Consider the following 26,628-nt stretch of genomic DNA (forward strand, 5'->3'; position numbering starts at 1 on the left):
TCTACACTCCTTTTTATGCTGCAGATTTTTTAAACGTACTGGAGGTTTTCGAAAGGGTACGGTGAAGCCTTGGTGCAATCAATCCCGCGCACACTGATAGCATGATATCTTTTGGCAGCGGTGCAAGCATCCAAGCCCATGCCATTTCATACGTGAAGCCTTCCGGAGCCGCTGCCCAGACCTTCATCGCCATATACATCCAGTTCGTTCCTGCTATATAGTTGATCGCCATCCCGACTAATGCAGCGATTAAAAAGTTCTTCTTGGTAGCTTTCTTTTCAACGATTTTACCTGTGACATAGGCTACGAGAATAAAAGAAAGGATGAAGCCGAATGTCGGTTTCAATACCATTCCGAATCCGCCGCTGAATTGAGCAAACACAGGTGCGCCTGCCAGTCCGATCAAGGCATAGACTGTCATTGAAATCGCGCCGAGACGGCTTCCTAAAATCAAGCCTGCCAATACGCTGAAAAAGGTTTGTAACGTGATCGGAACACTGCCGATCACCAGAAGCGAGGTCAGGTTTGCGCCGACCGCCATTAGTGCTGCGAACACAGCGGCAAGTGTAATATCAATTGGTTTCAGTTTCATAATAGTCTCCTCCAAATTCATCGTCGTCTCTCTAGTAGAATATCGGAAACTACGAAAATATGTCAACCTGAATTTAATGAAGGTTAACAATATGGCTGGAAAAAGTCTCGGAGAAATTCAGTGGGAAAGAGAGATGGATGTGTGGAGAGATGTACAGATTAGTGAAAGGATAATGACCGCGTTATCGGACACAGAAGATCTTATTCTCCCGAAAATCGTTCACTTGAAAAAAATAACGGACCCCAGAAACCTCAATTCATGAAAAACAGGGCGAATCAACTGTTTTGTTCACAAAGAACGGCTCTGGTGTCCGCTGAATTTTCGCATACGTCTAAGAATGAACAACTGCCTCGACCATTTCACCATCTGTCCGATAATGCTGGATCATCTTGTACACGAGATCGGATTTAGTGACGAAGTGGAGAGTTCTCTTTAATACAGCAGGCTTTATGCGTCGATAGACGACCCCATGGTGCTGGACATGTTCTGCCTGGATTTCAGGTATGAACGATAGTCCGATTCCCTCAGCAGTATATCCAAGTATCGTTTCATAAGGGGTTTCGAGCGCCAATTTAAATGAAATACCGTTATCCATGTACATATTTTCTATTTTAAGCCGTGTTTCACATGGCTTCAATGGAAGTATGATTTTCGCATCATCCAGGTCATCAAGTGTAATCAAGGTCTTGCGCGCAAACGGATGTGCACTTGGAATCGCCACTAAGTATTCTTCCTCAAATAGCGAGAGAGCCCGAATGCCCTCATCCTCAACAAAGTCCTGGACGAACGCACCATCAATTTCCCCTCTGTGAAGTGAATTCAGCAATTGGGAGCTTCTGCTTTCAAGCACCGTACACAGTTGGTGCGATTCAATCTGTTTGGCGATTTTCGGAAAATAATAGGAAGCAAGAGTCGGCAATGATCCAAAGCGAAACGTCGTCGGATTGAGGGTTTCACAAATGACGGAATCCAGTTGTTCGATCAAGGGTTTTATTTTCTCAAGAAAACGTCGTCCTTGGTCTGTTAATTGAATACCGATATTCGTCCGGACGATCAACGTTTGGTTCAATGATTTTTCCAGCTGCTTCAGTTGTTTGCTTAAGGCTGGCTGTGAGATGAATAGACTGTTTGCCGCTTTTGAAATACTGCTTTTTTCTGCGACTTCGATAAAGAAACGCAATTGTTGTAATGTCATCCTAATCACCTTCCTGGTATAACGAATTGTTATAGCGATTATATCATAATGATTCTTCCAGAGGCCTAATATATGGATTATGATGGAACCAGATGGGGGTGATCCGATGAAAAATACAACAGCATCAACGAAACAACCGATACAAACTGTAACGAATAAAAAGATACATTATGCCTGGGTGATTCTTGGGCTTTCGTTTCTGACGCTTCTGACCATCCAGGGAATCCGTTTATCATTTGGGGCGTTCATCCAGCCTTGGGAAACGTTTTTCCAAACAAATCGTGGTTTGATATCGATGATCGGGATGGTCAGTTATATCATATTTGGCATCTCTCAGCCAGTCGTAGGACGAATCACCGACCATGTAGGTCCAAGGAAAATATTTACCATCAGTGTGGTATTCGTCGGCTCATCGATGCTTTTCACGACTTTTACAACTCATCCCTGGCAATTATTTCTGTTATACGGTTTTCTTGCTTCGATCGGTTTCGGCGGGGCATCGCAAGTGGCAGGGACTGTAGTCATATCCAATTGGTTTCAGAAAAAACGTGGCTTGGCTCTCGGGATATTATCAGCAGGCACGGCTGCCGGGCAGCTGTTAGTGGTGCCATCAACGCTTTATTTCATAAGCTGGACCACCTGGCAGACCACGGTATTAGCCTATGGTTTGTTTTTAATGTTTGTTTTCCTGCCATTGATCGTGTTTTTGTTAAAAAACAAGCCTGCAGAAATGGGCCTGCACCCTTATGGGTATACCGTCAAGCAACCTGCTAAAACGGTTCAACTTCCAGTCCATACCAGGGGTTCATTCGTTTTTATAAAAGTGTTGAAGAAGAAAGAATTCTGGTTTCTCATGCTACCTTTCTTCGTATGTGGTGTAACGACAAGCGGATTAATCGATACACACTTGATTCCGTTTTCCAAGCATCACGGTGTTTCCAATGCTGTCATCAGCTGGACAATCGGCCTATTGGCTGCATTCAATTTCGCTGGTACGATAATATCAGGTTATTTCTCAGATAAATGGGATTGCCGAAAAATGCTCGGTTACTTGTATAGTGTCCGAGGGCTTACTCTGGTCTTTCTGCTGATCATCGCCGGATTTTCAGATCTGACCGCTGTCCTTCACCAAAATCCGACTTTACTGATCATCTTCGGAATCTCGTTTGGAATCGTCGACTTTTCAACTGTCGCTCCAACGATCAAGCTTGCTACCGATTATTTTAAAAGTTACAGCATCGGGCTAGTAGTCGGGGGAATCTTCCTCAGTCACCAGATCGGAGCTGCACTCGGGTCCTATTTACCAGGATTGCTCTATGACATGACGGGGAACTACCAGCAGTCGCTCTTCTATGCGATCGTCGTCCTTATCGCTGCGGCGGTAATGAGCTTTATGCTTCCAAAACCGGAAAATGGGTAAAGAAAATGAAATGAGGGAGACGTTTTGAATAAAAACGCGCATATCAGGAAGTTCGATAAGCAGGCAAAAAAATATGAGAGAATGCAACAGAAAGACCCGACGGCGAAGTTCCGGAAACGGATCATTCCTGATGCAGAAGGGGAGGTCCTGGAGGTGGCCATCGGTACAGGACTTAATCTTCCCTTCTATAAAAATGTAACTGCGTTGACAGGGATCGATTTCAGTAGGGAAATGCTGGAGGCGGCAAGCAAGGTCACGGCACGTTATCCTTATTCGATCGAATTGAAGCAAGCTGACGTTGAAACGGCTACGTTTGAAGAAAATCGTTTCGATACTATTGTGTCGTCATTGTCATTTTGTTCATATGAAAAACCTGTCGAAGTTTTGAACCGATTCGGGAAATGGTGCAAACCGGATGGTAAAATCCTCATGCTTGAGCACGGGAAAAGCACGAATCGATTGCTAAGAGGATTGCAGAAGGGGATTGATCCACTTGCTTATAAAATGATAGGTTGCCATCAGGATCGCGACATTCTCGGATATGTAATAGCATCTGAACAACTTGAAGTCGTAAAAGTAGAGAGGGCTCTTGCGGGATTTTTTTATTTCATATGGGCCAGACCGAGAAAATAGAAAAGTACTGACCGCTGAAGTCAGCACTTTCTACATACTATGTTTGATTCCCTTCTTGACGAGCAGCCAATTTGCCGGGAAGCTAGTTGCTGTTCCAAGGAGCATTGCAATCTGCATCATGAACCAATAGGTCATCGTATCTGGTTTTGGTGGTTGGGCAAACAAGTAAAAATGAACGATTGCCATCCAGCCGAACATTCCGATTTCAAAGGCGATCAATGCGAATGTATCAGCCTTAATCGCTTGTAAGAATCCTTTTCCCCAGCTTATCCTCTCTCCCATTTTCCGGCTCATCGGAACGATTGAAAAGACCTGGAAGAAGATTCCGAACAGATAAGCAAGGATGAATTCAACTGTGTAATGTGAAAAAAGGACAGAGCCCGCGATCGTCAAACCAGTCATTGTGACAATCGGTACACCGACTGCGTCACCGAAAGCACAACCGCTTGAACAATGGCTCGTGGAAACGAAGACTCCTTGCCAACGTGGTTTATCTCTATGCATACCTTTATGATCGTCTTCATCACCATGCTCATTATGGTGGTGTTCTTTTTGTTCGCCCCGACCGATTTTCCAATAAGCCAAAATACCAAGAGGCCCCAGGTAAAGACCGTTGATCGGCCAGACGATATTCATGATCCCCATCGGTTGGGGTTTTTTTATGACATCGATCAAGATGAAAAGGGCAGATAAAATACCAAGAATGACTGCGATATAGGAAATGATGGTTAATAGAATGACTGATCCCTCCTGTAAAGCCATACTACATAAAAATTACCCCATCGAAGTATTGATTAAACGATGTTGAATATCATGTCCGATAGGTCTAACAAAGCTTTTCAAAAAAATGACCTCCCTTTTCATCAATAGAGAGAAGGGAGGTCGCGTCAGTATAAGCGCAAATAAGGCTCAGCCAGCGCTAAGGCTTGGGCTTTGTAAGGTTTTAACTATTTGGTTTGATCTTCATTATAATCATAATCGGAAGGGTCTACTGGCTTGAACCCTTTTGGTTTGTGGAAACGAAGCAAATCACTGTAGACGATTTTATCCGATAGTTCGAGTTCTTTTCTACCGAATTGTACTGCATCCTCACAGTTGTTATTCTCAACCTCATCTCCATTTTTATTGTCATAACATTTATCACTGACCGAAGAATACTCTGGCGTGATTACATCACCGTTCCGGAATGGTACGATTTCATCGTGTTCAGGTGACAACAAATCTGAACCGAAAGTGAGAAACTGCTCATCCTTGATTCCTAGAAGATGCAATACGGTCGGACGTACATCCATATGACCGCCATATTTATGAACTTGTTTCCCTTTCACACCTGGTACATGGATATAAAGCGGAACTCTCTGAAGCTGAGCGTTTTTATATGGGGTGATCGGTTCTCCAGTAACCTTTTCCATCGCTTCATTATGATTGGTCGAGATTCCATTATGGTCCCCATACATGACAATCATTGTATTGTCATATAGTCCAGCTTCCTTCAGATCATTGAAAAATTGCTCGAGTGCTTGATCCATATAATGGGCTGTTTGATAATAGCCATTCACGACATCATCATCTGTTTCAGGTGTGGGAAAATCCACATCCCCTTCATGCGTTTTAAATGGAAAATGGTTTGACAATGTAATCATTTTCGCATGGAATGGCTGCTTCAAGTTTTTCAAATAAGGAATGGATTCCTTGAAGAATGGTTTATCCTTCAATCCATAGTTGATTACATCTTCATCATTCATGTCATAGTAGGCCGAGTCAAAAAATTTCTCGATTCCATATCCCTTATAAATTTGATCACGATTCCAAAATGTCTTGTTATTACCATGGAAAGAGGAAGTCGTGTACCCATGTTGGTTCAATATCGCCGGCTGTGCCTGGTACGTATTTTGTGCCTTTTCCATGGATACAGCTCCACTCGGTAGAGGATAGAGGGAATTGGCCATCATAAATTCCGCGTCTGAAGTTTTCCCTTGCCCAACCTGATGGAAGACATTATCGAAATAGAACGTATTCGTGTCATTCGTCAGTTTGTTCAAGAATGGTGTGACTTCCTGGCCGTTGATCTTTTCATTGATGACGAAAGTCTGTAAGGATTCTAACGAAATGTAGATGACATTCATATTTTCAGCTGCACCGAAATATTCCTCATTAGGTGGTGTTTTGTTGTCTTTGATGAATTCCTCTATTTCAGACAGATCATCACTGCTTGCCATCGCACGTTGAGTAGATGACTTCGCCGTTACAATGGCATCATAGATTTGATAATTGTATTGTCCAAGATATTTCACCAAATAGTTCCGATCAAATGAACGTGTAAGCAATTGCGGACGATCCATTTCTGCCAGGCCAAGATTTGTTGAAAAAATCAAGATAGCGGAAATGAAGACTAAACCGACTTTTTTCCTTGGAATCGGTGTATGGTGTGCTGTGACTTTGAATAATACCAATCCAAGAAGAATGAATGTATCGAGGAAATACAGGACATCGCTGAACTTCATCAGAGCCAATGCACTGTCACCAAGTTCACTTGCACTATTCGTGTGAAGTACTGTCGGTAACGTTATGAAATCATTGAAGAATCGGTAGTACGCAACATTTGCATATAAAAGGAATGACATTAAGAAGTTGATGGATATCATCGTCCAATTTCTGCGTTTCCCGTTCATCAATAAAGCGATTCCGAAGAACAATAGCGCTGAACTGATCGGATTGATCAGCAACAGAAATGATTGTAATATATTTTTGATACCTAATTCGAATTCGATTTGATAAACGACATACGTTTTCAACCAAAACAATAAGACTGCTATAAAAAATAACGTAAAGGGTTTATTAAAAAAGTTTTTCCAATCATTATTCATTTGTTCCATACCTTTCACCTACTAGGTTGATTTCAAATTTTAATAAACATTACCCAGCTCTGTGTAGCTGTAAACGAATTTGTTTTTACTCAATAATATAAAGTCTTCGTACCTAGGCGAAGAAAAGAGAGGATATGGAAAAAATAGGTTGTTTTCGCAAACTTTGTTGCAGTTGATCGGCAGCGTTTACATCGCACGAAGAAAATGTGATTTTCATTTTCGGAGGAGTCTCACACCTTGCTCTCCAATCAACTTGCACAAGGTGAATTATTAAAAATGACTCAAAAGCAACAATCTTTTAGAAAATAGCCAAAAAATAAGAACACGAAAAAGAAGGACTCGATAGGTCCTCCATTGGTGGTGCCTGTTCAAGACCATTTATCGATTGAAGTAACTTCCTGTTGGTTCAATCTTTGTAAAAGTTCCATAGCATCTTCTTCGATAACGGTTTGTTCAAGGTGTTGTTTTTTCACAAATCCTTGATTGTACATGTGATGGAGCATTTGATGTAGAGGATCATAGTAATGATCGATGTTGAAAAGCCCCAGCGGTTTTAGATGATAGCCGAGCTGATTCCATGTCATGACCTCAAACATTTCTTCCATCGTTCCGATTCCGCCTGGAAGTGCGATAAAAGCATCTGCAAGTTCGTACATCAATGCTTTCCGTTCGTGCATCGTATCGACGATTTTTAAATCTGACAGCTCCAAATGATCGACTTGCTCATATATTTTTCGAGGGATGATGCCAGTCGCTTTCCCTCGGTTGCTCATCACAGCGTGAGCAAGTTCACCCATCAATCCAGAGTTACCGCCGCCATAAACAAGCTTGATCTCATTTTCTGCCAGCAGACTCCCCAATTTTTTGACGTGTTCCCGATAGATCTGGCTCGTCCCAAAGCTGGATCCACAAAATACACAGATTGATGAAAACTTGTACATATCGCTTGTACCCCCTTAAACAATTATACTCGTTATACCTATTTTATACTTGAAGGAAGCATAACAGTACTCTCTTCAGTTAAGTGCAACCAATGGCTCAGTATGCGCTAAGGCTTAGCTTCGCCGGTTTTTTCCTTATCAATATCAAGATGAATAAGAACGACAATCCGGCCTTAACCTTTGAAATTCGTCAAGATTGACTATATATTATTTATAAGTGAACTAGACTAATCTTACACAAGAGAGGGACTTATTATGAAGTTATTGAATGAAATCTTGAACTATAATTCATCGTTCATTGAAGAAAAAGCGTATGAACCTTACAAGACGTCAAATCTTCCAGATAAGCGTATGGTCGTCGTTTCATGTATGGACACGCGACTCGTGGAATTGCTGCCGCGCTCAATGAACCTACGTAATGGCGATTTCAAATTGATCAAAAATGCTGGAGCGGTCATTTCCCATCCATTCGGTAGTGTAATGAGAAGTATACTCGTTGCAGTTTATGAGCTGAACGCCGATGAAGTGTTTGTAATCGGTCACCATCAATGCGGTATGAGCAGTATTGAACCTGAAAAAATGATCGGACACTTTAAAGAGAGAGGAATCTCTGAAGACACGATCAATACGTTAAAGCATTCAGGACTTGACCTTGAAAAATGGTTGAGCGGTTTCGATAGTGTCGAAGAAAGCGTACAAAACAGCGTCGATATGGTACGTAACCATCCATTGCTTCCAAATGATACCCCCGTGCATGGTCTGGTCATAGCACCAGATACCGGGAAACTCGACCTTGTCGTTGATGGATATGAGAAATGAACAATGAACAACGTAAGGCTGAGCACTGATCCTGATGTGGCTCAGCCTTTTTCAATTTGTTGAATCAGGGAATACGTAACATCCAACAATTAACCATAAACGCCTCCATTTCAGACGTAGGAATTCCCCCTTAAATATTCACCGCAGACACGGCTCATCCTCCACAAGCGACCGAACAAAATGGACAGAATCCCATTCTTTCTCGGAGATGTGTATGATCGGGGATTCTTTCGGATACAGTTGCTGGTTGATTTCTTCAATGGAAAACCCTTTTTGATGCAGTCCTGTAATTTTTTCATTCGTTTCAATCAAGTAATCCAATTTCATTTGAAGCATGTCTTTACCATTCGGAACATACCCGGCATGCGCACAAAACATTTCTTTAACATCATAGGAAAGGACCGTTCGGATCGAATCCATCAAGGTTGGCACAGATTCCTGCCACATACAGACTTTCGGTTTAGGTGTCACGAATAGATCTCCTGAAAATAGGATTCCCGTTTCATGATTGAAAAAAGAGAGATGATCCCTAGAATGACCTGGAGTATGTATCGCTTCCCAAGCAAGGTTTTCTGACTGAACGCTCGTTCGAATCGGACTAGCATGAAACGCTTTTCGTGGTCCCCAGAAGCTATGTCGATAGTCTGGATATATCCCATCTCTTTTACAAAGATCGATTGACATCGGATGGATGAACAATTCAACCCCCAACTCCGTTTCAACCCAATTCGCATTGCCCGTATGATCTTCATGGAAATGGGTAAGGGCAACCTTATTGATTTTTTTCGATTTCAAAAAAGGTAGAATTTCTTCCTGACAGCTGCTCGGTCCGGTATCGATCAACAATCCATCTACATAATAAAGATAGTAATTCAGATACATTTGTCCGGCGGTAGCTTTTACGTGCAGGGTTTCTACATCTCCATGCTTTGAGTGTTTCATGTATGATCGTCTCCCTATTGTTGGATTAGCCTATATTACTCTTCAATAGCAGACAGAAAAATCCTTTTAATTGATTTAACGGACACAGGGGACGTTATTTGGGTTGAAAGGTCATGTTTAGAAAAATTAACGGACACCAGAGACGTTATTTACCCAAATTATGAGGATATCTTTCGGGATTTGCATAAATAAGGTCCGTGGTGTCCGTTAAGTGCAGGGAAATCGGCTATTTGTCACAAATAAGCGCTCTCGTGTCTGTTATGATTGTACAAGTACTAATTTATCATCAATAACGCTGAAATGATAAATAAATTAAAGGAAATCACATCTGTGTTCAGTAATTGGAAGGTATATCTTGATTTTGGATGAAAATAACCTCAAACCAAGAAAAATGACATTATTTGATGCTTTACATCTTCTAACAGACAGGAGTAATATTAGGGGCATCTTAATTTAAAGTTCTTAATTCGTTAATCGCTGAATTCGTAATGAAGCGGGGGACCCAATCTTCATGTGGCGGGATGTCACTTGGGGTGAATCCTTTGTTAGAAAGGTAGGGCGACTCTTTACGCCCGAACCCGACAGCTAACCTCGTAAGCGTTTGAAGAGAGGATGGTGAACTTGTGATCAAAATACAATGACCACAGGTCTTTTGCCTCTGTGGTTTTTTCTATGCTTAAATTTCAACATAGTCCATGGTGAAATGAAGCACTATAAGAATAACAGCAAAGAAGGAGCAATTGTCATGGCTACCAATCAGAAACAAATCGGTTTGATCGGTCTAGGGAACTTCGGAGGAAGCTTATGTAAAGAATTTGCGGAATTGAATGCTGAAGTTCTAGCAATCGACCGGAATGCAGACAAAGTTGATGCTTATTCATCATTAGCAACACATACAGTGGTAGCTGACTCGACAGACGAAGGAGTCTTGAAATCACTAGGTGTCCGAAATTTCGATCTCGTCATCGTTTCACTTGGAGATGACATCCAATCAAGCATATTGACTACACTCGTTTTAAAAGAAATCGGTGTCAAAACGGTATGGGCTAAAGCACAATCAAAATATCATCGCATGGTATTGGAGAAAATCGGGGCGGACAGGATCATCCATCCGGAGCGGGATATCGCAAAACGACTTGCGCATCATGTCGTCTCAGAAAAAATCATCGACTATATCGAATTGTCCCCGGATCATAGTATTGTCGAAATAAGCGCTACAAGAAAAGTGAATGGAAAATCTTTAGCAGATCTAAACATCCGCTCGAAATATGGTTGCACGATCGTCGGGATCAAAAAGGGAGTCGAAGTCATCATTTCTCCTGATGCGGAAGTGCGGCTAGAGGAAGGGGATACGCTTATCGTCATAGGTAAAAACACAAACTTGAACCGATTTGAGGAGAAAGGATTGTAGATTATGGGGGGATTTATGACCAAGATCAAACTGACTCCACCGCAGTTTTTGGTCGTCGTATTCTTGTCATTCATCTTATTCGGAACATTATTATTGAAATTGCCGTTTGCAAGCAATGAACCGATCAGTTGGACTGATGCCTTGTTTACCTCGACATCCGCGATGACTGTGACAGGTCTGATTACGGTCGATACAGGAACTGCTTATTCTGTTTTCGGTGAAATGATCATCATGTTCCTGATTCAGGTGGGTGGGCTTGGGATCATGTCCTTTGCGATCTTGATTTTCATGATGATCGGGAAGAAAATCGGTATGAGGCAACGGATGTATGTACAACAGGCTCTGAACCAGACAACGATTGGCGGGGTCATTCTGCTCGTCAAAAGGCTTTTCATCTTTTCAATCATCATCGAATCGATCGCTGTTGTCTTTTTGACTCTTAGATGGGGACCAGAAATGGGATGGGGAGAAGGTTTGTATGCTAGCATATTCCATGCTGTTTCGGCTTTCAATAATGCAGGGTTTTCAATCTGGTCTGATAGTTTGATGGGTTATGTCGGAGACCCGGTCGTCAATATCATCATCACCTTTCTATTCATTACAGGCGGAATCGGTTTTACCGTGTTGTCGGATCTTTGGGCAAAGCGGGAATTCCGTCAATTAAGTCTTCATTCGAAGTTGATGCTCATCGGTTCACTCATCATCAATGTGATCGCTTTTTTGATCATTTTCATTTTCGAGTTCAATAATCCAGCTACTCTTGGACCGATGGCAACTGGTGAAAAAATTTTCGCAGCGTACTTCCAGGCTGTTACCCCACGCACAGCAGGATTCAATACATTGGATATCGGCAGTATGGAAGATCCTTCGATCATCTTGATGCTGCTTCTGATGTTCGTGGGTGGTGGAAGTGCTTCAACAGCCGGAGGGATCAAGGTTACGACTTTCCTGATCATCTGTTTTGCGGTTTTTACATTTTTGAAGGGGAAGTATGAGATCGTCATCATGCGCAAAACGATCGCTCCGCATCTTCTAGTAAAGGCGTTAGCGATTTCAACGATTGGCCTTGCTTTTATTTTTTCAGCAATCCTTCTGTTAAGTATCACAGAAAAAGAAGCACCGCTCCTGACTGTCATCTTCGAGGTGTTTTCGGCATTCGGCACGGTCGGATTATCAATGGGATTGACCTTTAAGCTAACAGTGATCGGTAAACTGGTGATCATTTTCATGATGTTCATCGGAAAGATCGGGCCATTGACTTTAGCATTCTCATTAGCACGTCAAAGTGTTGAGAATATTCGATATCCAAAAGAAGATATTCTCGCAGGATAACTCAACAGGTAATGGGACTTTTGAATCAGTTAACTGTGCACCAAAATCGAATATCCTTCAAGGAACGAAAGGCACTGTCCTAAGAGGCAGTGTCTTTTTTATGTAAAAAAACACTCTGGCCATTAACAGGGACTTTTGAATTAAAGAAAATCAATGATAAAACGACCGTTTAACTGAGAATAGTTCTCAAGTATCATTGACGATGATAATCATTTTCAATTAGTGTGGTTATATCGCAAATGAAAATCATTATCAATAAGATTCAATAAAGAAAGGAAGATTCATATGACAGTAATGGAGCAAACATCGAATAGATCATTATTAGCACAACAGGAGCGCCGTGAGTCGAATGCGCGGTCTTATCCTCGCAGGATTCCGATTGCGATAGAAGAGGCAGAAGGCATATTTGTCACCGATGTCGAGGGGAAACGATATTACGATTGTCTCGCTGGTGCAGGAACACTTGCACTCGGTCATAACCATCCGGTTGTCATTGAAGCGATGGAGCAGGTGATCCGGGATAAGCGACCGTTACATACACTGGATCTTACCACACCTGTAAAAGAAGAGTTCGTCAATGAAATCTTTTCCTCACTTCCTGAACCGTTGAAAGATCGTGCGAAAATTCAATTCTGTGGTCCAACGGGCGGAGATGCGATTGAAGCTGCCTTGAAACTCGTAAAAACAGCAACCGGCAGAAGCTCGATCTTGACTTTCCACGGTGGATATCATGGGTCGACGCATGGGACGATGGCAATCAGCGGGAATCTTGGTCCGAAAGAACGTGTCCAGGGACTGATTCCAGATGTGCACTTTCTCCCTTACCCGTACACATACCGTTGTCCTTTCGGGTTCGAAGGGGAAGAGGGGCATGAAATCAGCAGTCAATACATCGAAAATCTTCTCGATGATCCTGAAAGTGGAATTTTACCACCTGCAGCCATGATTTTAGAAGTTGTCCAGGGGGAAGGCGGATCCGTCCCAGCGCCCATCGAGTGGCTCAAGGAAATGCGCAGGATCACTAAAGAACGTGGCATTCCATTGATCATTGATGAAATTCAAACTGGTATAGGCCGTACTGGTAAATTCTTTGCCTTCGAGCATGCCGGTATTGTCCCTGATGTAGTCGTCCTTTCTAAAGCGATTGGCGGCAGCCTTCCGTTGTCCGTCGTCATCTATGAAGAAAGTCTGGATCAATGGGGACCCGGTGCTCACATCGGAACATTCAGAGGAAACCAGATGGCGATGGCAGCAGGAACGGCAACGCTCCAATACATCAAAGAAAACAATCTATCAGAGCATGCTGATCGAATGGGGGACAAGCTTCAAGCCGAGCTCAAAGACTTGCAAGCTGGATACAAGGAAATCGGAGACGTCCGGGGGCGCGGGTTGATGCTTGGTGTTGAAATGGTGGACCCTGCGAAAACTCAGGCACCGAATGGGAGTTACCCAGCAGCTCCGGAGCTTGCAAGTAAAATCCAGCGTGAGTGCTTTGACCGGGGGTTGATTCTTGAGGTCGGTGGCCGTCATGGTGCAGTTGTCCGTATCCTACCTCCGCTGATCATCACCGAACAACAGGTAGATGAAGTGGCTGTGATTTTGAAAGATGCAATAACGGCAGTATTGGGACAACGGTGATGCATGATGATTACAAAAGTGATCAAACCTGCTGCATTGCAAATGGAAGAGACTGTTGCACGGGCCACTGATGATTTCAACTCCTTGTTTTTCCATGGTGGAGAAGAAGGGGTAGCAGCTTATCACCATGCAAGCCAGCTGGTGACAGAGAAATTGACGGAAGTGTTCTCGGATCTATCGAAACCTTACATCGGAAAAACACCCGATAAAATCAAAGAAGAAGTCAGAAGACTCCAGCTTGCAACAGAAAACGGAGAATCCTTGTATGAACTGCTCGGGGAAATCCAGGAACCACTTCTGAATAGCAATATCAACATCAGCAATCCGAAAAGCATTGCCCATTTGCACTGTCCGCCATTGCTCCCGTCTATTGCGGCTGAAATGATCATCACCGCCTTCAACCAATCAATGGATTCATGGGATCAAAGTACAGCGGCCACTTATCTGGAGGAGGAGCTGATCCGCTGGCTCCTGCCGAAGTTCGGTTATGGCAAACAGGCAGATGGGACGTTTACGAGCGGTGGTACACAATCGAATTACATGGGATTGCTGCTCGCACGGGACCATTATTGTTGGGAACGGTGGAACCATAATGTCCAAAAAGATGGATTGCCTTCACAATCCAATAAGCTGCGGATCCTTTGTTCTGAGGATGCTCATTTTACCGTGAAAAAATCAGCATCCCAGTTAGGTTTAGGAGAAAATGCAGTAATTGCCGTCAAAACGGATGAGAACCATCAGATGAGTAAAGATGACTTGAAAGAAAAATTGGAACAGCTTGAAAGTGACGGATCATTGCCTTTCGCAATCGTGGCTACCTGTGGAACAACTGATTTCGGCAGCATCGATCCAATGAAAGAATCAGCGCAACTTGCGAGACAACATGGACTTTGGTTCCACGTCGATGCGGCTTATGGTGGCGCATTGATCCTGAGTCGAAGTCATTATCATAAGCTTGCGGGGATTGAAACGGCGGACTCGATCACTGTTGATTTTCACAAACTATTCTATCAGCCGATCAGCTGTGGGGCTTTCTTAGTGAAGGATCAACAGTCATTCCGGTATATCCAGCATCACGCCGACTATTTGAACCCGAGTGGGGATGAAGAAGATGGCATGCTGCACCTTGTTACGAAATCGACACAGACGACTCGACGCTTCGATGCTTTGAAATTGATGATGTCGTTACGGATGGTCGGTACGAAAAAGTTCGGCGAAATGATTGATCATACATTCAGGCTTGCAAATGCGACCGCTCAGGAGTTAGAGCATCGGGCCGGCTTCACAGTTCTGAATCGGATGCCAGTCTTGAATGCAGTCGTGTTTAGATATGAACCGGTCACGGCTGTGCCGATTGATCTGGATTTACTCAATAAGAACATCCAAAAAACACTGCTTGAAAGTGGTGAAGCAATCATGGCGAAAACTATTGTGGATGGAAAGACGTATTTGAAATTCACATTGCTGAATCCTCGAACGAAAATGAAGGATATCAAAGAGATTCTGACATTGATTGAACAATACGGAAAAACGCAAACAAGTAAATGGGGGTTGAACCATTGAAAAACCATAAAACGATTGCTGAACAAGCTACCATGCAAAGTTTTCTGAACTGCTACCTGAGAGAAACAAGGAATTTTGAGGAGATTGAAAATGAGCCGGGAAATCACTTGAATGGCCAACAGGTAGACAGGACGATTAAATGCGTTCTGCAAAACCAGGCTATAGAAGTGATCATTCCAGTCAGATATTGGTCTTTGACTGGACGCCATTTGTTCGCCTATCCAATTTTTTATCGAAGCAGCGGAGATGAGGTGCTGAATCAGTTGGACTATATCACGCTCGTTTCCTTGATCACGAAGGAGCTGTTGATTGAACAGAAGCGTGAGGACGCAGAAGATGAATTCATGTTGAGGGTGATTTTAAGCTGCCGTAACGTAACCAAGTATATTGAAGGACGATTGGATGATTCCGAACGTTTATCCGATGCGAACTTCTCCTATATCGAAGCAGAACAATCCCTGTTATTCGGACACTTGATGCATCCAACTTCTAAAAGTAAACAAGGGATCACTGAAGAAGAGGAACATCTGTATTCGCCTGAGTTGAACGGAGAATTCCAGCTTCATTATTTCTTGGCCGATCCATCGATTGTTGTTCAGGATTCCAGTTTGGAGGAAAGTGCTGCCGCCATCGTAAGAGAGGAATTGGAAGAATCGGGACAAGCATATCGCCTTGGCGATAAGGAGGGAGACGTCTTCCTCCCAACTCACCCATTGCAGGCGAAGCATTTGATCGAACGTGAAGATGTACAATCATTGATCGCAAAAGGTCTGCTTGCATACATCGGTCCTATGGGCAAAAAATTCACAGCAACTTCTTCATTCCGGACGGTTTACAGCAAGGAATCGAAATTCATGTTCAAGTTTTCTGTGCCGATCAAAATTACGAATTCTTTACGTGTAAGCCAGAAGAAAGAGCTTGACCGGGGCGTGGAAGTTTCAAGATTGTTAGATTCGGAGGTTGGCCAGGATCTACGGGGACGTTTTGATAGGTTCCATATCATGGAGGATCCAGCATATTTGAATCTTGATCTGGACGGAGATTCTACCGGTTTCGAGGTCATCATCCGGGAAAACCCATTTTATGAGAATGATAACGATGCAAGTCTGATCGCAGGTCTCTGCCAGGATCAACCGTATGGAGGGAAGACAAAGATCCAGGCAGTCATCGAAAACCTTGCACACCAGGAAGGAAGAAGTACAGAAGAAGTGAGCTTGGATTGGTTCGACAGGTATCTCTCAATCTCACTCGATCCGATTCTATGGCTCTATGAAACGTATGGGATCGCACTCGAAGCACATCAACAGAATTCAGTGCTCAAACTGGACGGAGGTTATCCTGGAACATTCTATTATCGTGATAACCAGGGTTATTACTATAGCGAATCGAAAGCGGACCTGCTCGTCACCCAGCTTCCGGATCTGAATCGTAAAAGCAATACGATCTGCAGTGATGAAGTAGCAGAAGAACGTCTTCGTTACTATTTCTTCATCAACCATCTGTTCGGTCTCATCAACGGGTTCGGTGTAAGTGGGCTGATTACAGAGGAAAAGCTCTTGCAACTCCTCAGAAACAGATTGGAAAAACATCTGGATGAAGGGACGGCTGTCGGTTTGATCGATAGTCTGATCAATGTGCCTGTCTTACCTTGTAAGGCGAATCTGTTGACTCGTTTTCACGATATGGATGAGCTTGTCGGTTCATTGGAGACACAATCGGTTTATACGATGATCCGAAACCCGATCGGACAAGAGGTGGGGTTGGTTCATGGAAAATAGCTACGACCATTACGACGAGAGAATCCAAAAGCGGATATCGTTTGAAAAAGTTGACTATGTCCGAGACCTCAACATGATCCATAAGTGGATGAGTGAAGACCATGTCATCCCTTTCTGGCAGTTGAATCATCCAATCGGAAAGTTCGCAGCTCATTTACGGAAAGCACTGGATGATGACCATCAAACCCTTTATTTAGGGAAACTGGATGATGTGCCGATGAGCTATTGGGAGGCGTATTGGGTCAAGGGAGATGTCGTTGAGAAATGTTATCGGGCTGAAGCGTTTGATCAGGGTATCCATCTTTTGATCGGTGAGCCTGATTATCTTGGTAAAGGCTACTCCCTTCCATTACTTGAAGCAATGGTCGATTTTCAATTCCAAGTATCTGAAACCAAAAAGGTCATCGCTGAGCCGGACATCCGAAATGAAAAAATGATCCATGTGTTTGAACAATGTGGATTCGAACGTGTAAAACCGATTGAATTACCTGATAAAACAGGATTGTTGATGTTTTGCCATCGGGACGTTTTTGAGAGGAGGCGCAAACTACATGACAGAAACAGTGAAAAAACCGAAACCCATTCATGATGTCATCGGTATCGGAATCGGTCCGTTCAACCTGGGTATGGCTGCACTTTTAGAAGAGGTTCCTGAAATTGACGGACTGTTTTTTGAAAAGAAGGATGAATTCAATTGGCATCCTGGAATGTTGATTGATGGAACAACCCTTCAGGTACCGTTCTTTGCTGATCTTGTCAGTATGGCAGATGTGCGGAGTAAATACAGTTTCCTTCATTATCTACAAGAGCACGATCGGATGTATCACTTTTATTTCCTGGAGAAGTTCCACATACCGCGGAATGAATACAACCATTATTGCCAATGGGTAGCGGGACAACTCGATAACTGCCTATTTGGAAGGACCGTGGAACAGGTCCGTGCGTATGAACAAAATGGTGAGCAGAGTTATGAAGTCGACGTATTAAATACAAGTGATCAATCAATAGAGACATACCATACAAGGCACTTGCTGCTGGGAATCGGCACTACGCCATCTGTTCCATCCTTCATGAAAGAGCATCTTGGCGATACCGTCTTCCATTCTTCGGAATTTTTGAAGCATAAGGAGCGTTGCCTTGAAGCTGAGTCTATCACGGTGATCGGCTCGGGACAGAGTGCAGCGGAGGTGTTCTATGATCTGGCGAAAGAGCAGGAACAAGCTGGTTACTCCCTTGATTGGTACACTCGTTCGAAGGGGTTCTTCCCGATGGAGTACTCGAAGCTTGGTCTCGAATATTTCTCCCCGGATTACACCGATTTCTTTTACAAGCTTCCACAGTATAAAAAAGACAGGTTGATTGGAGAACAGGACCTCTTATACAAAGGGATCAGTACAGAGACGATCGCCGATATCTATGACCTTCTTTATGAGCGGACCGTCGGTGGGGGGAAACCGGAAATCCGGCTGCAAGCGATGACGGAAGCGTCCGATCTCTGCAGAACTGAGCAAGGCTGGGAGCTGGAGCTGATCCATCGCCTGACAGAAGAAACGCATACGAAAAGAACCGAGGTGATCATACTCGGAACAGGATACCAACCGACTATTCCCGCTTTCCTGGATGGTATTGATCACTTGATCGACTGGGATGATGTCGGTCGCTATCGGATCCAGGAAAACTATGAATTGAAAATGAAGCAACCAATGCATAACAAGATTTTCATACAGAATGGTGAGCTGCACACACATGGAGTTGGTGCACCGGACCTCGGAATGGGTGCTCATCGCAATGCGGTCATCATCAATTCCATCGCTGGTCGGGAAGTGTATCCAGTCAAGACGAAAAATGTGTTCCAGACATTCGGAATGGAAACATCATGTATGCCGGCCAACGTTTAAACACATTCATCCTGTTCGGTTGCATCTTTCTGTTTGTCGGAACGGAAGTCTTATTATCGCCGTTCTATCCCCAGTTTTTTGAAAAAGTTTTCGGAATAGAGGACTTGAGCTTTACAGGAATGTACGTGTTTTTATGCAGATTGACCGTCGTATTAATTTCACCGATCTGGGGTTTGCTTTCAAAAAGGTACGATGCTAAGCGGTTGCTATTGATCGGTCAAACCGGAACAGCGATTGCGTGTGTGCTGATGGCGATGTCACAGACGGAAATGCAGTTTCTCGTCTTTTCAATCTGTCTCTTGTTTTTTAAAAGCAGCTACCTTTTGTTGTACACGATTTTGCTACAGCACGCTGGTAAAGCTAGAAAACGTGTGACAGGGCTATATCACGCTGTTTTTCAATCGTCAGTGATCGTGGCGACACTTGCGAGCAGCTGGGTGATCCAGCTCGATGATCCCCTCATCGTTTTCTGGTGGGCGGCAGCGTTGGATGCTGTTCAGGCGATCATTTGCTTTTTCGTTTTTAAAAGGTTGAGAGCGTATGTTGCGGTTCCACAAGACAGGGATATGACAAGTAACCGCTTGGTCAGCTTCGGATTTCTCATGAAGATGGCGCTCATCATTTTCACGCTCCACTTTTCAGTAACACTCATCCGTCCATTTTTCACATTATTTTCAGAACGGGAGCTGAATACTTCGGTATTCATGAGCAGTCTGCTGTTCTTGGTTCCGAGTCTCATGGCCGTTTTAGCAGCACCGTTTATCATGAAGTGCAAGTCTGAAAAGCTGCCGTTCTTTTATAAAATCGCTGGCATTACGCTGGTCATCAGCTTGTTGGTTCAAGGATTCGTAGTGACGATCCCAGCGTTCATCCTTTTCAGATGTCTGTTCGGATTGTCGCTTGCGATCTGTCAGGCAAGCCTGGAAATCGTCCTTTTCAAGCGGGACGGGAACGTGCACTATCAGTATGGAATCGTGTCTGCTTTTCAAAATATGGGGCTATTGCTTGCGCCGTTATGCGCGACTTATCTTGTGGAAAGCTATTCACTGCAACAGCCTTTCATTTTTGCAAGTGTAGCGGCTGTCCTTCATTTAGGTCTCGTTTTGCTGACGATTTATAGCAAAGCAGGTGTACAAGAAGAGAAAAGGATTGAAGAGGAAAATCATCGAAATGTTGGATAATTCACGAATGAAAGTAGGGATAACATGTTATACAGCAAGGAAGTTGAACGGGTTTTGAACGAAAAGAACTGGCTTGTGGCCAATCAAAATTTACTTGCGAAGATGTTAGCAGAGTATACGTATGAAGATATGATCCATCCTGAAGTAGTCGGGGAGGATGGTATTTGGAAAAAGTACGAGCTGCCCGTATCTGAGAATAAAAAATATCGGTTCAACGCCCAGCCACGAATGTTCGATAGTCTGGACGTAGATGCAGCGTCGATCGAAGTCACGGTGGATGAATCATGGACAGATGCTAAGAGTGCAATCGAGTTTCTGCTTGATATCCAGCCGAAGATCGGAATGTCTGCTGAAACGGCTGGGCATCTGATCAAAGAATTGAACCATACCCTGCTTGCAGATGCGCATCTGCTTGCAAAGGACTCAAAAACATCCGATGAATTGGTGAATGAAGATTACAGCATGATTGAAGGTGAGATGAGCGGTCACCCCTGGATTACATACAATAAAGGGCGGATCGGGTTCGGCTATGATGATTATCTTGAATTTGCACCTGAAAACCAGCAGGAAGTGAATCTGCTATGGATTGCTGTCCACAAAGAAAGTGCCACCTTCCAATCCGTTGAAGGACTTGCGTCTGAAAACGTGCTGGCAGATGAGTTGGATGAAGCGGAAGTTGAGCGTTTTCAAAAAGTATTAGTGGATAGAGGATTGGAGAAGGCGGATTATTTCTTCATGCCGATCCATGAGTGGCAATGGAAGAATGTCATCATCCAAACCTTTGCAGAGGAGCTCGCTAAGAATCGCATTGTGGCGTTAGGTGAGGGAGAAGACGTATACCTGCCGCAGCAATCGATCCGGACGTTCGCCAATCAGACGGACAAGAAGAAGCATCATGTGAAAGTGCCGATGAGCATTCTGAATACGCTTGTCTATCGTGGCCTTCCGTCGGAGCGGACGTTGATTGCACCGAGGATTACCGAGTTCATCAAAGGCATCTATGAAAAGGATGCATTTTTAAAAGACCAATGCAGGGTGATTCTGCCTGGAGAGATTGCGAGCATCAACTATGGTCATCCACAATTCGAAGCGTTGAAGCATGCCCCTTATCAATACCTGGAGATGCTCGGGGTCATATGGCGTGAAAGCATTTATACGTATTTGGAAGATGAAGAGCAGGCGATTACATTGGCGGCTCTCACTCATGTTGATAAAGAAGGAAAGCCGTTCGTACAGAGCTTGATCGAGTCTTCCGGTTTGACGGCGGAAGAATGGATGAAAGATTTCTTTAAGACGGTTATGAGCCCGTTGCTTCACTATTTGTATCAATACGGAACGGTGTTTTCGCCACATGGGCAGAATACGATTCTTGTGTTGAAGGATCATAAGCCGCATCGGTTGGCGGTGAAGGATTTCGTCGATGACGTCAATATCAGTGATCAGCCATTCGAAGAGCTTTCTGTTTTGACCGATGATCTAAAGGCGGTGTTAAGGAGTGAGCCTCCTGAAGGGTTGACCCAGTTCATTTTCACTGGCCTGTTCATCTGCCATTTACGCTATTTAGGGAATGTTCTTGTGCGTAATGGAATAATGGAAGAGGGAATGTTCTGGGGTTTGTTGGCACAGTCGATCCATGAGTACCAGTCGATGTTCCCGGAATTAGAGGAGCGTTTCCATTTGTTCGACTTCTTCCCTCCTCAGTTGACGAAGCTGTGTCTGAACCGGAACCGCATGGTCGATTACGGATATGCGGAAGGCGACGACCGTCCGCACGCATCTGAATACGGAAAAGTGAACAACGTCCTTGCGCAATATCAGTTGACTGAAAAATGAGTGATGAAACCACCTTCTGTTTGGGAGGTGGTTTTTCCTTTTCCATTTAAAGAAAGTAACGCTCTTCCAACGATAAGGCTTGACCTATTTAAAACCAAGCATAAAATTTTGGGATAGGCCGGTTCTTTTTGCCGTTATTCATCTGGTAAAAGGGTGAACGTGAAGATTAACGGACACTAGAGCCGTTATTTGGGAACAAAATTAGTATTTCTGAATTTTAACGGATACCGCAGCCGTTATTTGAGAACAAAGCACCTGACATTCTATGATATTTGCATAATAAGGTCCCTGGTGTCCGTTAGGATTGTAAGAGCCCATGATTTTAGTCAAATAACGGCTCTCATGTCCGTTAGGATTCAGAGTTGGAGGTTTTTCCTCAAGGGAGTGCAATTTTTTTTGCGAATGCCATTCTATTGCTCCAAGTGCTTCTTCAACACGATTTTACGGTACATGCCATTCATCATGACCGGCCTATCCTTTATTTTCATCATTGTAAGGTTATTTTTCTGAAACACTTTTTCAAAGTCAACGCCGATATCGGTCCCGAGTGCTGAAATGATGGGGCGGATCAACCTTTTCCAGAACGATAACTTTCCATCAGGAGGGGTGAATTTATCGAAAATGATCAACTCACCGTTCTTGTTCAGCACGCGTTCCATTTCTCGAAAACTAGCGCCAGGATCCGGAACGACTGATAGTATACGACATAATCAAATGTCTCTTCTTTAAAAGATAGATTTTGGGCATCCATTTCTAAAAATAGGATGTGACTATCCTTGAATTTGGCCTCAGCCTTTTTCAACATATCGCTCGAGTAGTCCACAGCCGTAATGTCCAAATGGTCAAGATCAATCAACTCCAAATCAGCCCCAGTCCCCACTCCTACAAAAAGAACGGTAGATCCATCACGAAAAGGGGCATCACCAAACACGTTCAAACGAGCTCTACGGAACATCCCATCATTGAAGATCGAATCATAGATTGGCGACGCAGCTTTATAGATGATTTTGTTCCATGAATTGTTCATTGCATTTCTCCTACTCTTCATCTACTTTTCAATATACACTACATTACCGTAATCTGGTAATATGAGAGTGGAATGTCTTTAAATGATAAGGGAGGCGGCAAAATGAATATGCGTCCACAGTGGCTTTCGACATTCGAGGAAATGTGTGAGTGGGTCAGTTCTTTACGTAGTACACCAGGTGAATTATGGCTTAAGCCAATTAAGGAAGGGAAATGGTCGATAGGAGAAATCATCAGCCACTTCTATTTTTGGGATCAATTCATCTATACTGAAAGACTATTAAAATTAGAAAGCAACGCCTTCGAAAGTGCAGACGTTGAGGAGATGAACAAAAATGCTGCAGACTTCGCAAGATCCGGGATAAGCAAGGAAGGGCTCATCTCAATGTTCATCCAGTCCCGAAAAGAGATCTGTCTTTTCATTCAAGGTTTGCCCCGTGAGCAACTGGAAGCTCCGTTCAAGATTGGTAAGAATCCGATAACGATCAAGGGATATATTGAAGGGATGAGCGAACACGACCTGCATCATAAAAAGCAAGTTGAAGATTTCTTAACCCTTGAAGAAGGTCACAATGTCAAAAATCCAGGCAGTTTTCATTGACCGTGACGGAACGATCGGTGGAGGGACGGAAGTGGAATACCCAGGGGAATTAATTCCTTATGCAGGAGTTCTTGAAGCCATTCAACGATTAAAACAGAAAAACGAGGAGTAGAACATGAAAAAACGATTAGGTACTTGCCTCATTCTTCTCCTCACACTCATTGTCATTTATTCACCTGCACGATTCCAAGAGGGGAATCCGATACCGATTCTTTTGGCGATTATCAAATTAGAACAATCAGACAAAGACTACATACAGTTTGCTGAAACGGAAACCCATATCCGTTACATATCAAAAAACAAGAGAGTACACCGATATGATGTCATAAAAGAAATGCTGCAAAAGAAAGGGTGGTCCTTCAAGGATCAACTCGGCTCAGGTTTGGTTTTTGAAAGTGGGACCGAAACATTAACAATCGAGACAAGGCTCTATTCGAAGCTCTATTATTTATGGGAACTACCAAAAGAAATACAACAAGATTCAGGAGGAACCGCACATGATTGAGGGATTATTTTTATTTGGTTTTGTATCAATGATCTGTACGATCTTCATAGTCAATTTGATTAGATTAGCGAAAAAAATTGTAAGGGAGGACGAAAGAACACTTCGTCCAACCATTTGGGTCACTGTTTCTTTTATTTTCATCGTTTATATGATCATGATAAGCAATGGGGCGATTCATTAGACTAAACTCGATAATGATTCAATACAGATCATTTGTCCAAAGCCTCTTTAAATCTTTTTCCGAATTCCAGGCACGCTTGTTCATCCTCATCCTCCGGTGTCAGTTCGACTTTTAACCCTTCTAGTACAATCTCTGCTCCAAGTTCAGACAGCTTGTCCTGTAAAATATCAACTGCTGCACCGTACTGGGGATACATGGAGTCACAAGATCCGAATGTTGCAGCACGATTACCTGATAAATCTACATCCTCAAGGTCATCATAAAAGTCTTCCATCTCATCCGGAAGATCTCCATCCCCCCACGTATAGGACCCTAATAAGAGCCCATCATACGTTCTCAACTCATCTACCGAGATGTCATCAATATCGATTTGTTTTTTCACGATATCTATGTTGTCACTACCTGATCCACGTTCAATCAAGTCGGCCATTTCTTCAGTATTTCCTGACATACTTGCATACAGAATCAATACACGTTTCATAGCTACCACTCCTGTTAGATTTAAACTTATCAACTGAGAATGATTATCAATATCTGTAGTATAATTGAGAACCGTTCTCATTGTCAACAGGAATAAGAGAATAATAAAAACGTCTCAAGTTTTTTATGAATGCTTCATACGACAATTCAAGCGAAAAAACCCTGCATATTTGTCCGTATGAAGGGTTCATACAACCACTCGAGCGGAAAAGCCGCACATATTTGTCTTTATGAAAGTCATCTGGTTTAAGAGAAGTAGGAAACCAGAACAGAGGTAGGGCATCATTCTTCGAGTGTTAGAGAATTGACTTCTGCTGCTGCGCGAATACCGGATTCAATTGCACCTTCGATCCAGCCATGGAAAGAAGAGGTGTGTTCCCCGGCGAAATGGATCCGTCCTTCTGGTTTTTTGATCACTTCATCAAACTCTGTATATTGATATGGTTTGAATAATGTAAAACATCCACCGGAGAATTGATTTTGTCCCCAGCTGAAGGACGTTCCATTAAGGAATTGTTCGAATACGACTGGTCCGTGGACATAGGAAAGGATTTTCAATGCTTCGTAAATCCGCCTGCCTTCCGGTAACGCATCCCACAACGCAGTGTTATCTCCCCATGAGTAACTGCCGAGCATGACGCCTGGTCCTGGAACGCCGATATCATGACTTGGGTAATAGGCGAATTGCGTCGGTAGATCAGTAGTCAGGCTTCCGCCGAAAAGCTTTTCCTTTTCCCAGAACTTATGCTTGAATTCAAGACCGATTTTGGTCGAAGCGACATAATTCAGTTCAGCAATGGCTTCTCTTTTATAAAAAGACATGGATTCATACGGCTCAACCCGGACGAATTGGAAAATCGAAAATGGGATGGTGGTGATGACATAATCGCCTCTTACCTCTTGTTTTTGACCAGTCAATGGATTAATGCCAGATACGATGACGCCATCGGAGTATTGTTTAATTCTTTCGACCAGGTGGTGGAAGAATATATTTCGTTCCAGTTGAGGCATGAATGACCAGGGCAACCGGTCGTTACCACCCTTGATCTCAAAATACTTCAGATCGGCACTGTACAAGTTCGTGACGATGTCTGTGACGATATCGCTGAATGATAGTTCGGGGAATCCTTCAATACCTAATAGAACCTGGATGAAACGGATTTCTTCTGTATTCAGGGATCTTCCGAAAGGATTATTTTTCAAGAATGTTTCAAATGAGTACTGATCGTATTTTTCTCTGAGCTTCTTCCGTTCGGCAGGTGTCGCGCTTTGATATAACTCGAAAAAGGGTTCGACCGCTTCGGTGAAAATCGCAAATGCGGTTTGATTTTCATAGGCTTCTTGTACAGGAAACTGGAGGATTCCAGGGTCTTCTTCATACGCTTTTTTCCGCGTCAGTACGTTATTGACATAAAGAAGGTCGTTCGGGGTACTGTTGATGAACTCGTTGACTGGCAGCTTGAACTTTTCAATGTATTCCAGTACCAATGGTTGTGTATTCGGGATCCTCATCGCCCCTGCATCAAGGTAATTCCCTCTTGTGAAAGGTTCGCGGAGTGTATAGACCCTACCGCCGACCCGGTCATTCCCTTCCAGGATGACAACTTGATGACCGGCCGATTTCAAAAGTGAACCAGCAACGAGACCAGCCATCCCGGCCCCCAGGATAATGATTCTTTTTGGATTTGCAGTGGCTGGAAGACCTTTGCGGATGATGGATAACATTTCATCAGGGTAAGAAGGTTCATCTCTTAAGAAAGATGTAATAAACCGTTTGGCCATACGAATCCCC

At 43.4% G+C, this 26,628-nt stretch carries 26 protein-coding genes and 1 riboswitch; of the genes, 16 read left to right on the forward strand and 10 right to left on the reverse strand.

Translation table 11 applies throughout. The features are described 5' to 3' along the window. Positions 1-13: 13 nt before the first annotated feature. Both N8M93_RS12165 and N8M93_RS12170 read right to left on the reverse strand, forming a co-directional pair. Positions 14-592 carry a biotin transporter BioY gene (locus tag N8M93_RS12165; protein WP_261132208.1) on the reverse strand — a complete coding sequence of 193 codons (579 nt, stop codon included), beginning with the start codon at positions 590-592 and terminating at the stop codon, positions 14-16. 331 nt (positions 593-923) lie between these two features. Continuing rightward, on the reverse strand, positions 924-1,787 hold the full coding sequence (locus N8M93_RS12170; protein WP_261132210.1) for a LysR family transcriptional regulator: 864 nt from the start codon (positions 1,785-1,787) through the stop codon (positions 924-926). A 106-nt stretch (positions 1,788-1,893) separates the two neighbouring features. Between N8M93_RS12170 and N8M93_RS12175 the strand changes: the two genes are divergently transcribed. Together N8M93_RS12175 and N8M93_RS12180 are read left to right on the forward strand one after the other, a co-directional pair. Beyond that, the gene (locus N8M93_RS12175; protein WP_261132212.1) at positions 1,894-3,207 is read left to right on the forward strand and encodes an MFS transporter; all 1,314 of its coding nucleotides are present in this window, start codon (positions 1,894-1,896) and stop codon (positions 3,205-3,207) included. Positions 3,208-3,231: 24 nt separating this feature from the next. Further along, entirely contained in the window at positions 3,232-3,840 is a 609-nt protein-coding gene (locus tag N8M93_RS12180) for a class I SAM-dependent methyltransferase (RefSeq protein ID WP_261132214.1), read from the forward strand. 30 nt (positions 3,841-3,870) lie between these two features. Here the strand turns inward: N8M93_RS12180 and N8M93_RS12185 are convergent, their stop codons facing one another. The 3 genes from N8M93_RS12185 to N8M93_RS12195 all read right to left on the reverse strand — a co-directional run bounded on the left by N8M93_RS12185 (position 3,871) and on the right by N8M93_RS12195 (position 7,648). Beyond that, a complete protein-coding gene (locus N8M93_RS12185) occupies positions 3,871-4,602 on the reverse strand; it encodes a DUF4396 domain-containing protein (RefSeq protein WP_261132216.1) in 732 nt (243 codons plus the stop codon). 185 nt (positions 4,603-4,787) lie between these two features. Then, entirely contained in the window at positions 4,788-6,716 is a 1,929-nt protein-coding gene (locus N8M93_RS12190) for an LTA synthase family protein (protein ID WP_261132219.1), read from the reverse strand. Positions 6,717-7,075: 359 nt separating this feature from the next. After that, positions 7,076-7,648 (reverse strand): TIGR00730 family Rossman fold protein, encoded by a 573-nt coding sequence (locus tag N8M93_RS12195; protein ID WP_261132220.1) that lies wholly within the window; start codon positions 7,646-7,648, stop codon positions 7,076-7,078. A 255-nt stretch (positions 7,649-7,903) separates the two neighbouring features. Here N8M93_RS12195 and N8M93_RS12200 point away from each other — a divergent pair, with 255 nt between their 5' ends. Continuing rightward, entirely contained in the window at positions 7,904-8,467 is a 564-nt protein-coding gene (locus N8M93_RS12200; RefSeq protein WP_261132222.1) for a carbonic anhydrase, read from the forward strand. 138 nt (positions 8,468-8,605) lie between these two features. Here N8M93_RS12200 and N8M93_RS12205 read toward each other — a convergent pair whose 3' ends face one another. Beyond that, positions 8,606-9,409 carry an MBL fold metallo-hydrolase gene (locus N8M93_RS12205; protein WP_261132223.1) on the reverse strand — a complete coding sequence of 268 codons (804 nt, stop codon included), beginning with the start codon at positions 9,407-9,409 and terminating at the stop codon, positions 8,606-8,608. A 465-nt stretch (positions 9,410-9,874) separates the two neighbouring features. Continuing rightward, positions 9,875-10,025: riboswitch (cyclic di-AMP (ydaO/yuaA leader) on the forward strand. A 129-nt stretch (positions 10,026-10,154) separates the two neighbouring features. Between N8M93_RS12205 and N8M93_RS12210 the strand changes: the two genes are divergently transcribed. The 9 genes from N8M93_RS12210 to N8M93_RS12250 all read left to right on the forward strand — a co-directional run bounded on the left by N8M93_RS12210 (position 10,155) and on the right by N8M93_RS12250 (position 22,043). Next, positions 10,155-10,820 carry a TrkA family potassium uptake protein gene (locus tag N8M93_RS12210; protein WP_261132225.1) on the forward strand — a complete coding sequence of 222 codons (666 nt, stop codon included), beginning with the start codon at positions 10,155-10,157 and terminating at the stop codon, positions 10,818-10,820. A gap of 15 nt (positions 10,821-10,835) precedes the next feature. Further along, entirely contained in the window at positions 10,836-12,152 is a 1,317-nt protein-coding gene (locus tag N8M93_RS12215) for a TrkH family potassium uptake protein (protein WP_261132228.1), read from the forward strand. A 285-nt stretch (positions 12,153-12,437) separates the two neighbouring features. Then, complete coding sequence (locus N8M93_RS12220; RefSeq protein WP_261132230.1) at positions 12,438-13,790, forward strand: aspartate aminotransferase family protein; 1,353 nt, start codon at positions 12,438-12,440, stop codon at positions 13,788-13,790. Positions 13,791-13,832: 42 nt separating this feature from the next. Then, positions 13,833-15,353, forward strand: a complete 1,521-nt coding sequence (locus N8M93_RS12225; RefSeq protein ID WP_396125580.1) for a pyridoxal phosphate-dependent decarboxylase family protein — start codon at positions 13,833-13,835, stop codon at positions 15,351-15,353. After that, positions 15,350-17,131: an IucA/IucC family siderophore biosynthesis protein gene (locus tag N8M93_RS12230; protein ID WP_261132234.1), complete on the forward strand. Its 1,782-nt coding sequence runs from the start codon at positions 15,350-15,352 to the stop codon at positions 17,129-17,131. Before N8M93_RS12225 ends, N8M93_RS12230 begins: the two co-directional genes overlap by 4 nt. A 22-nt stretch (positions 17,132-17,153) precedes the next feature. Then, a complete protein-coding gene (locus N8M93_RS12235; RefSeq protein WP_261132687.1) occupies positions 17,154-17,720 on the forward strand; it encodes a GNAT family N-acetyltransferase in 567 nt (188 codons plus the stop codon). Then, entirely contained in the window at positions 17,683-19,029 is a 1,347-nt protein-coding gene (locus N8M93_RS12240; protein WP_261132236.1) for a lysine N(6)-hydroxylase/L-ornithine N(5)-oxygenase family protein, read from the forward strand. Before N8M93_RS12235 ends, N8M93_RS12240 begins: the two co-directional genes overlap by 38 nt. Further along, a complete protein-coding gene (locus tag N8M93_RS12245) occupies positions 19,008-20,210 on the forward strand; it encodes an MFS transporter (RefSeq protein ID WP_261132238.1) in 1,203 nt (400 codons plus the stop codon). Before N8M93_RS12240 ends, N8M93_RS12245 begins: the two co-directional genes overlap by 22 nt. Before the next feature lie 24 nt (positions 20,211-20,234). Continuing rightward, positions 20,235-22,043: an IucA/IucC family siderophore biosynthesis protein gene (locus N8M93_RS12250; RefSeq protein WP_261132239.1), complete on the forward strand. Its 1,809-nt coding sequence runs from the start codon at positions 20,235-20,237 to the stop codon at positions 22,041-22,043. 410 nt (positions 22,044-22,453) lie between these two features. Here the strand turns inward: N8M93_RS12250 and N8M93_RS22805 are convergent, their stop codons facing one another. Continuing rightward, positions 22,454-22,693, reverse strand: coding sequence for a hypothetical protein (locus tag N8M93_RS22805; RefSeq protein WP_314728282.1), 240 nt, complete (start codon positions 22,691-22,693; stop codon positions 22,454-22,456). Then, positions 22,687-23,070, reverse strand: a complete 384-nt coding sequence (locus N8M93_RS22810) for a class I SAM-dependent methyltransferase (RefSeq protein ID WP_314728283.1) — start codon at positions 23,068-23,070, stop codon at positions 22,687-22,689. Before N8M93_RS22810 ends, N8M93_RS22805 begins: the two co-directional genes overlap by 7 nt. A gap of 102 nt (positions 23,071-23,172) precedes the next feature. Between N8M93_RS22810 and N8M93_RS12260 the strand changes: the two genes are divergently transcribed. The 4 genes from N8M93_RS12260 to N8M93_RS12275 are packed head-to-tail and all read left to right on the forward strand — an operon-like array spanning position 23,173 to position 24,356. After that, positions 23,173-23,670, forward strand: coding sequence for a DinB family protein (locus N8M93_RS12260; protein WP_261132241.1), 498 nt, complete (start codon positions 23,173-23,175; stop codon positions 23,668-23,670). Further along, complete coding sequence (locus tag N8M93_RS12265) at positions 23,642-23,782, forward strand: hypothetical protein (RefSeq protein WP_261132243.1); 141 nt, start codon at positions 23,642-23,644, stop codon at positions 23,780-23,782. The genes N8M93_RS12260 and N8M93_RS12265 overlap by 29 nt, the downstream gene beginning before the upstream one ends. 3 nt (positions 23,783-23,785) lie before the next feature. Beyond that, positions 23,786-24,175: a hypothetical protein gene (locus tag N8M93_RS12270; protein ID WP_261132245.1), complete on the forward strand. Its 390-nt coding sequence runs from the start codon at positions 23,786-23,788 to the stop codon at positions 24,173-24,175. After that, positions 24,168-24,356 (forward strand): hypothetical protein, encoded by a 189-nt coding sequence (locus N8M93_RS12275; RefSeq protein WP_261132246.1) that lies wholly within the window; start codon positions 24,168-24,170, stop codon positions 24,354-24,356. Before N8M93_RS12270 ends, N8M93_RS12275 begins: the two co-directional genes overlap by 8 nt. A 28-nt stretch (positions 24,357-24,384) precedes the next feature. Here N8M93_RS12275 and N8M93_RS12280 read toward each other — a convergent pair whose 3' ends face one another. Beyond that, positions 24,385-24,837: a flavodoxin gene (locus tag N8M93_RS12280; protein WP_261132248.1), complete on the reverse strand. Its 453-nt coding sequence runs from the start codon at positions 24,835-24,837 to the stop codon at positions 24,385-24,387. Positions 24,838-25,118: 281 nt separating this feature from the next. Beyond that, the gene (locus tag N8M93_RS12285; protein ID WP_261132249.1) at positions 25,119-26,618 is read right to left on the reverse strand and encodes a flavin monoamine oxidase family protein; all 1,500 of its coding nucleotides are present in this window, start codon (positions 26,616-26,618) and stop codon (positions 25,119-25,121) included. Positions 26,619-26,628 lie beyond the last annotated feature (10 nt).

It is taken from the genome of Bacillus sp. Marseille-Q3570, from assembly GCF_946151055.1.
Taxonomy (GTDB): Bacteria; Bacillota; Bacilli; order Bacillales; family Fictibacillaceae; genus Pseudalkalibacillus.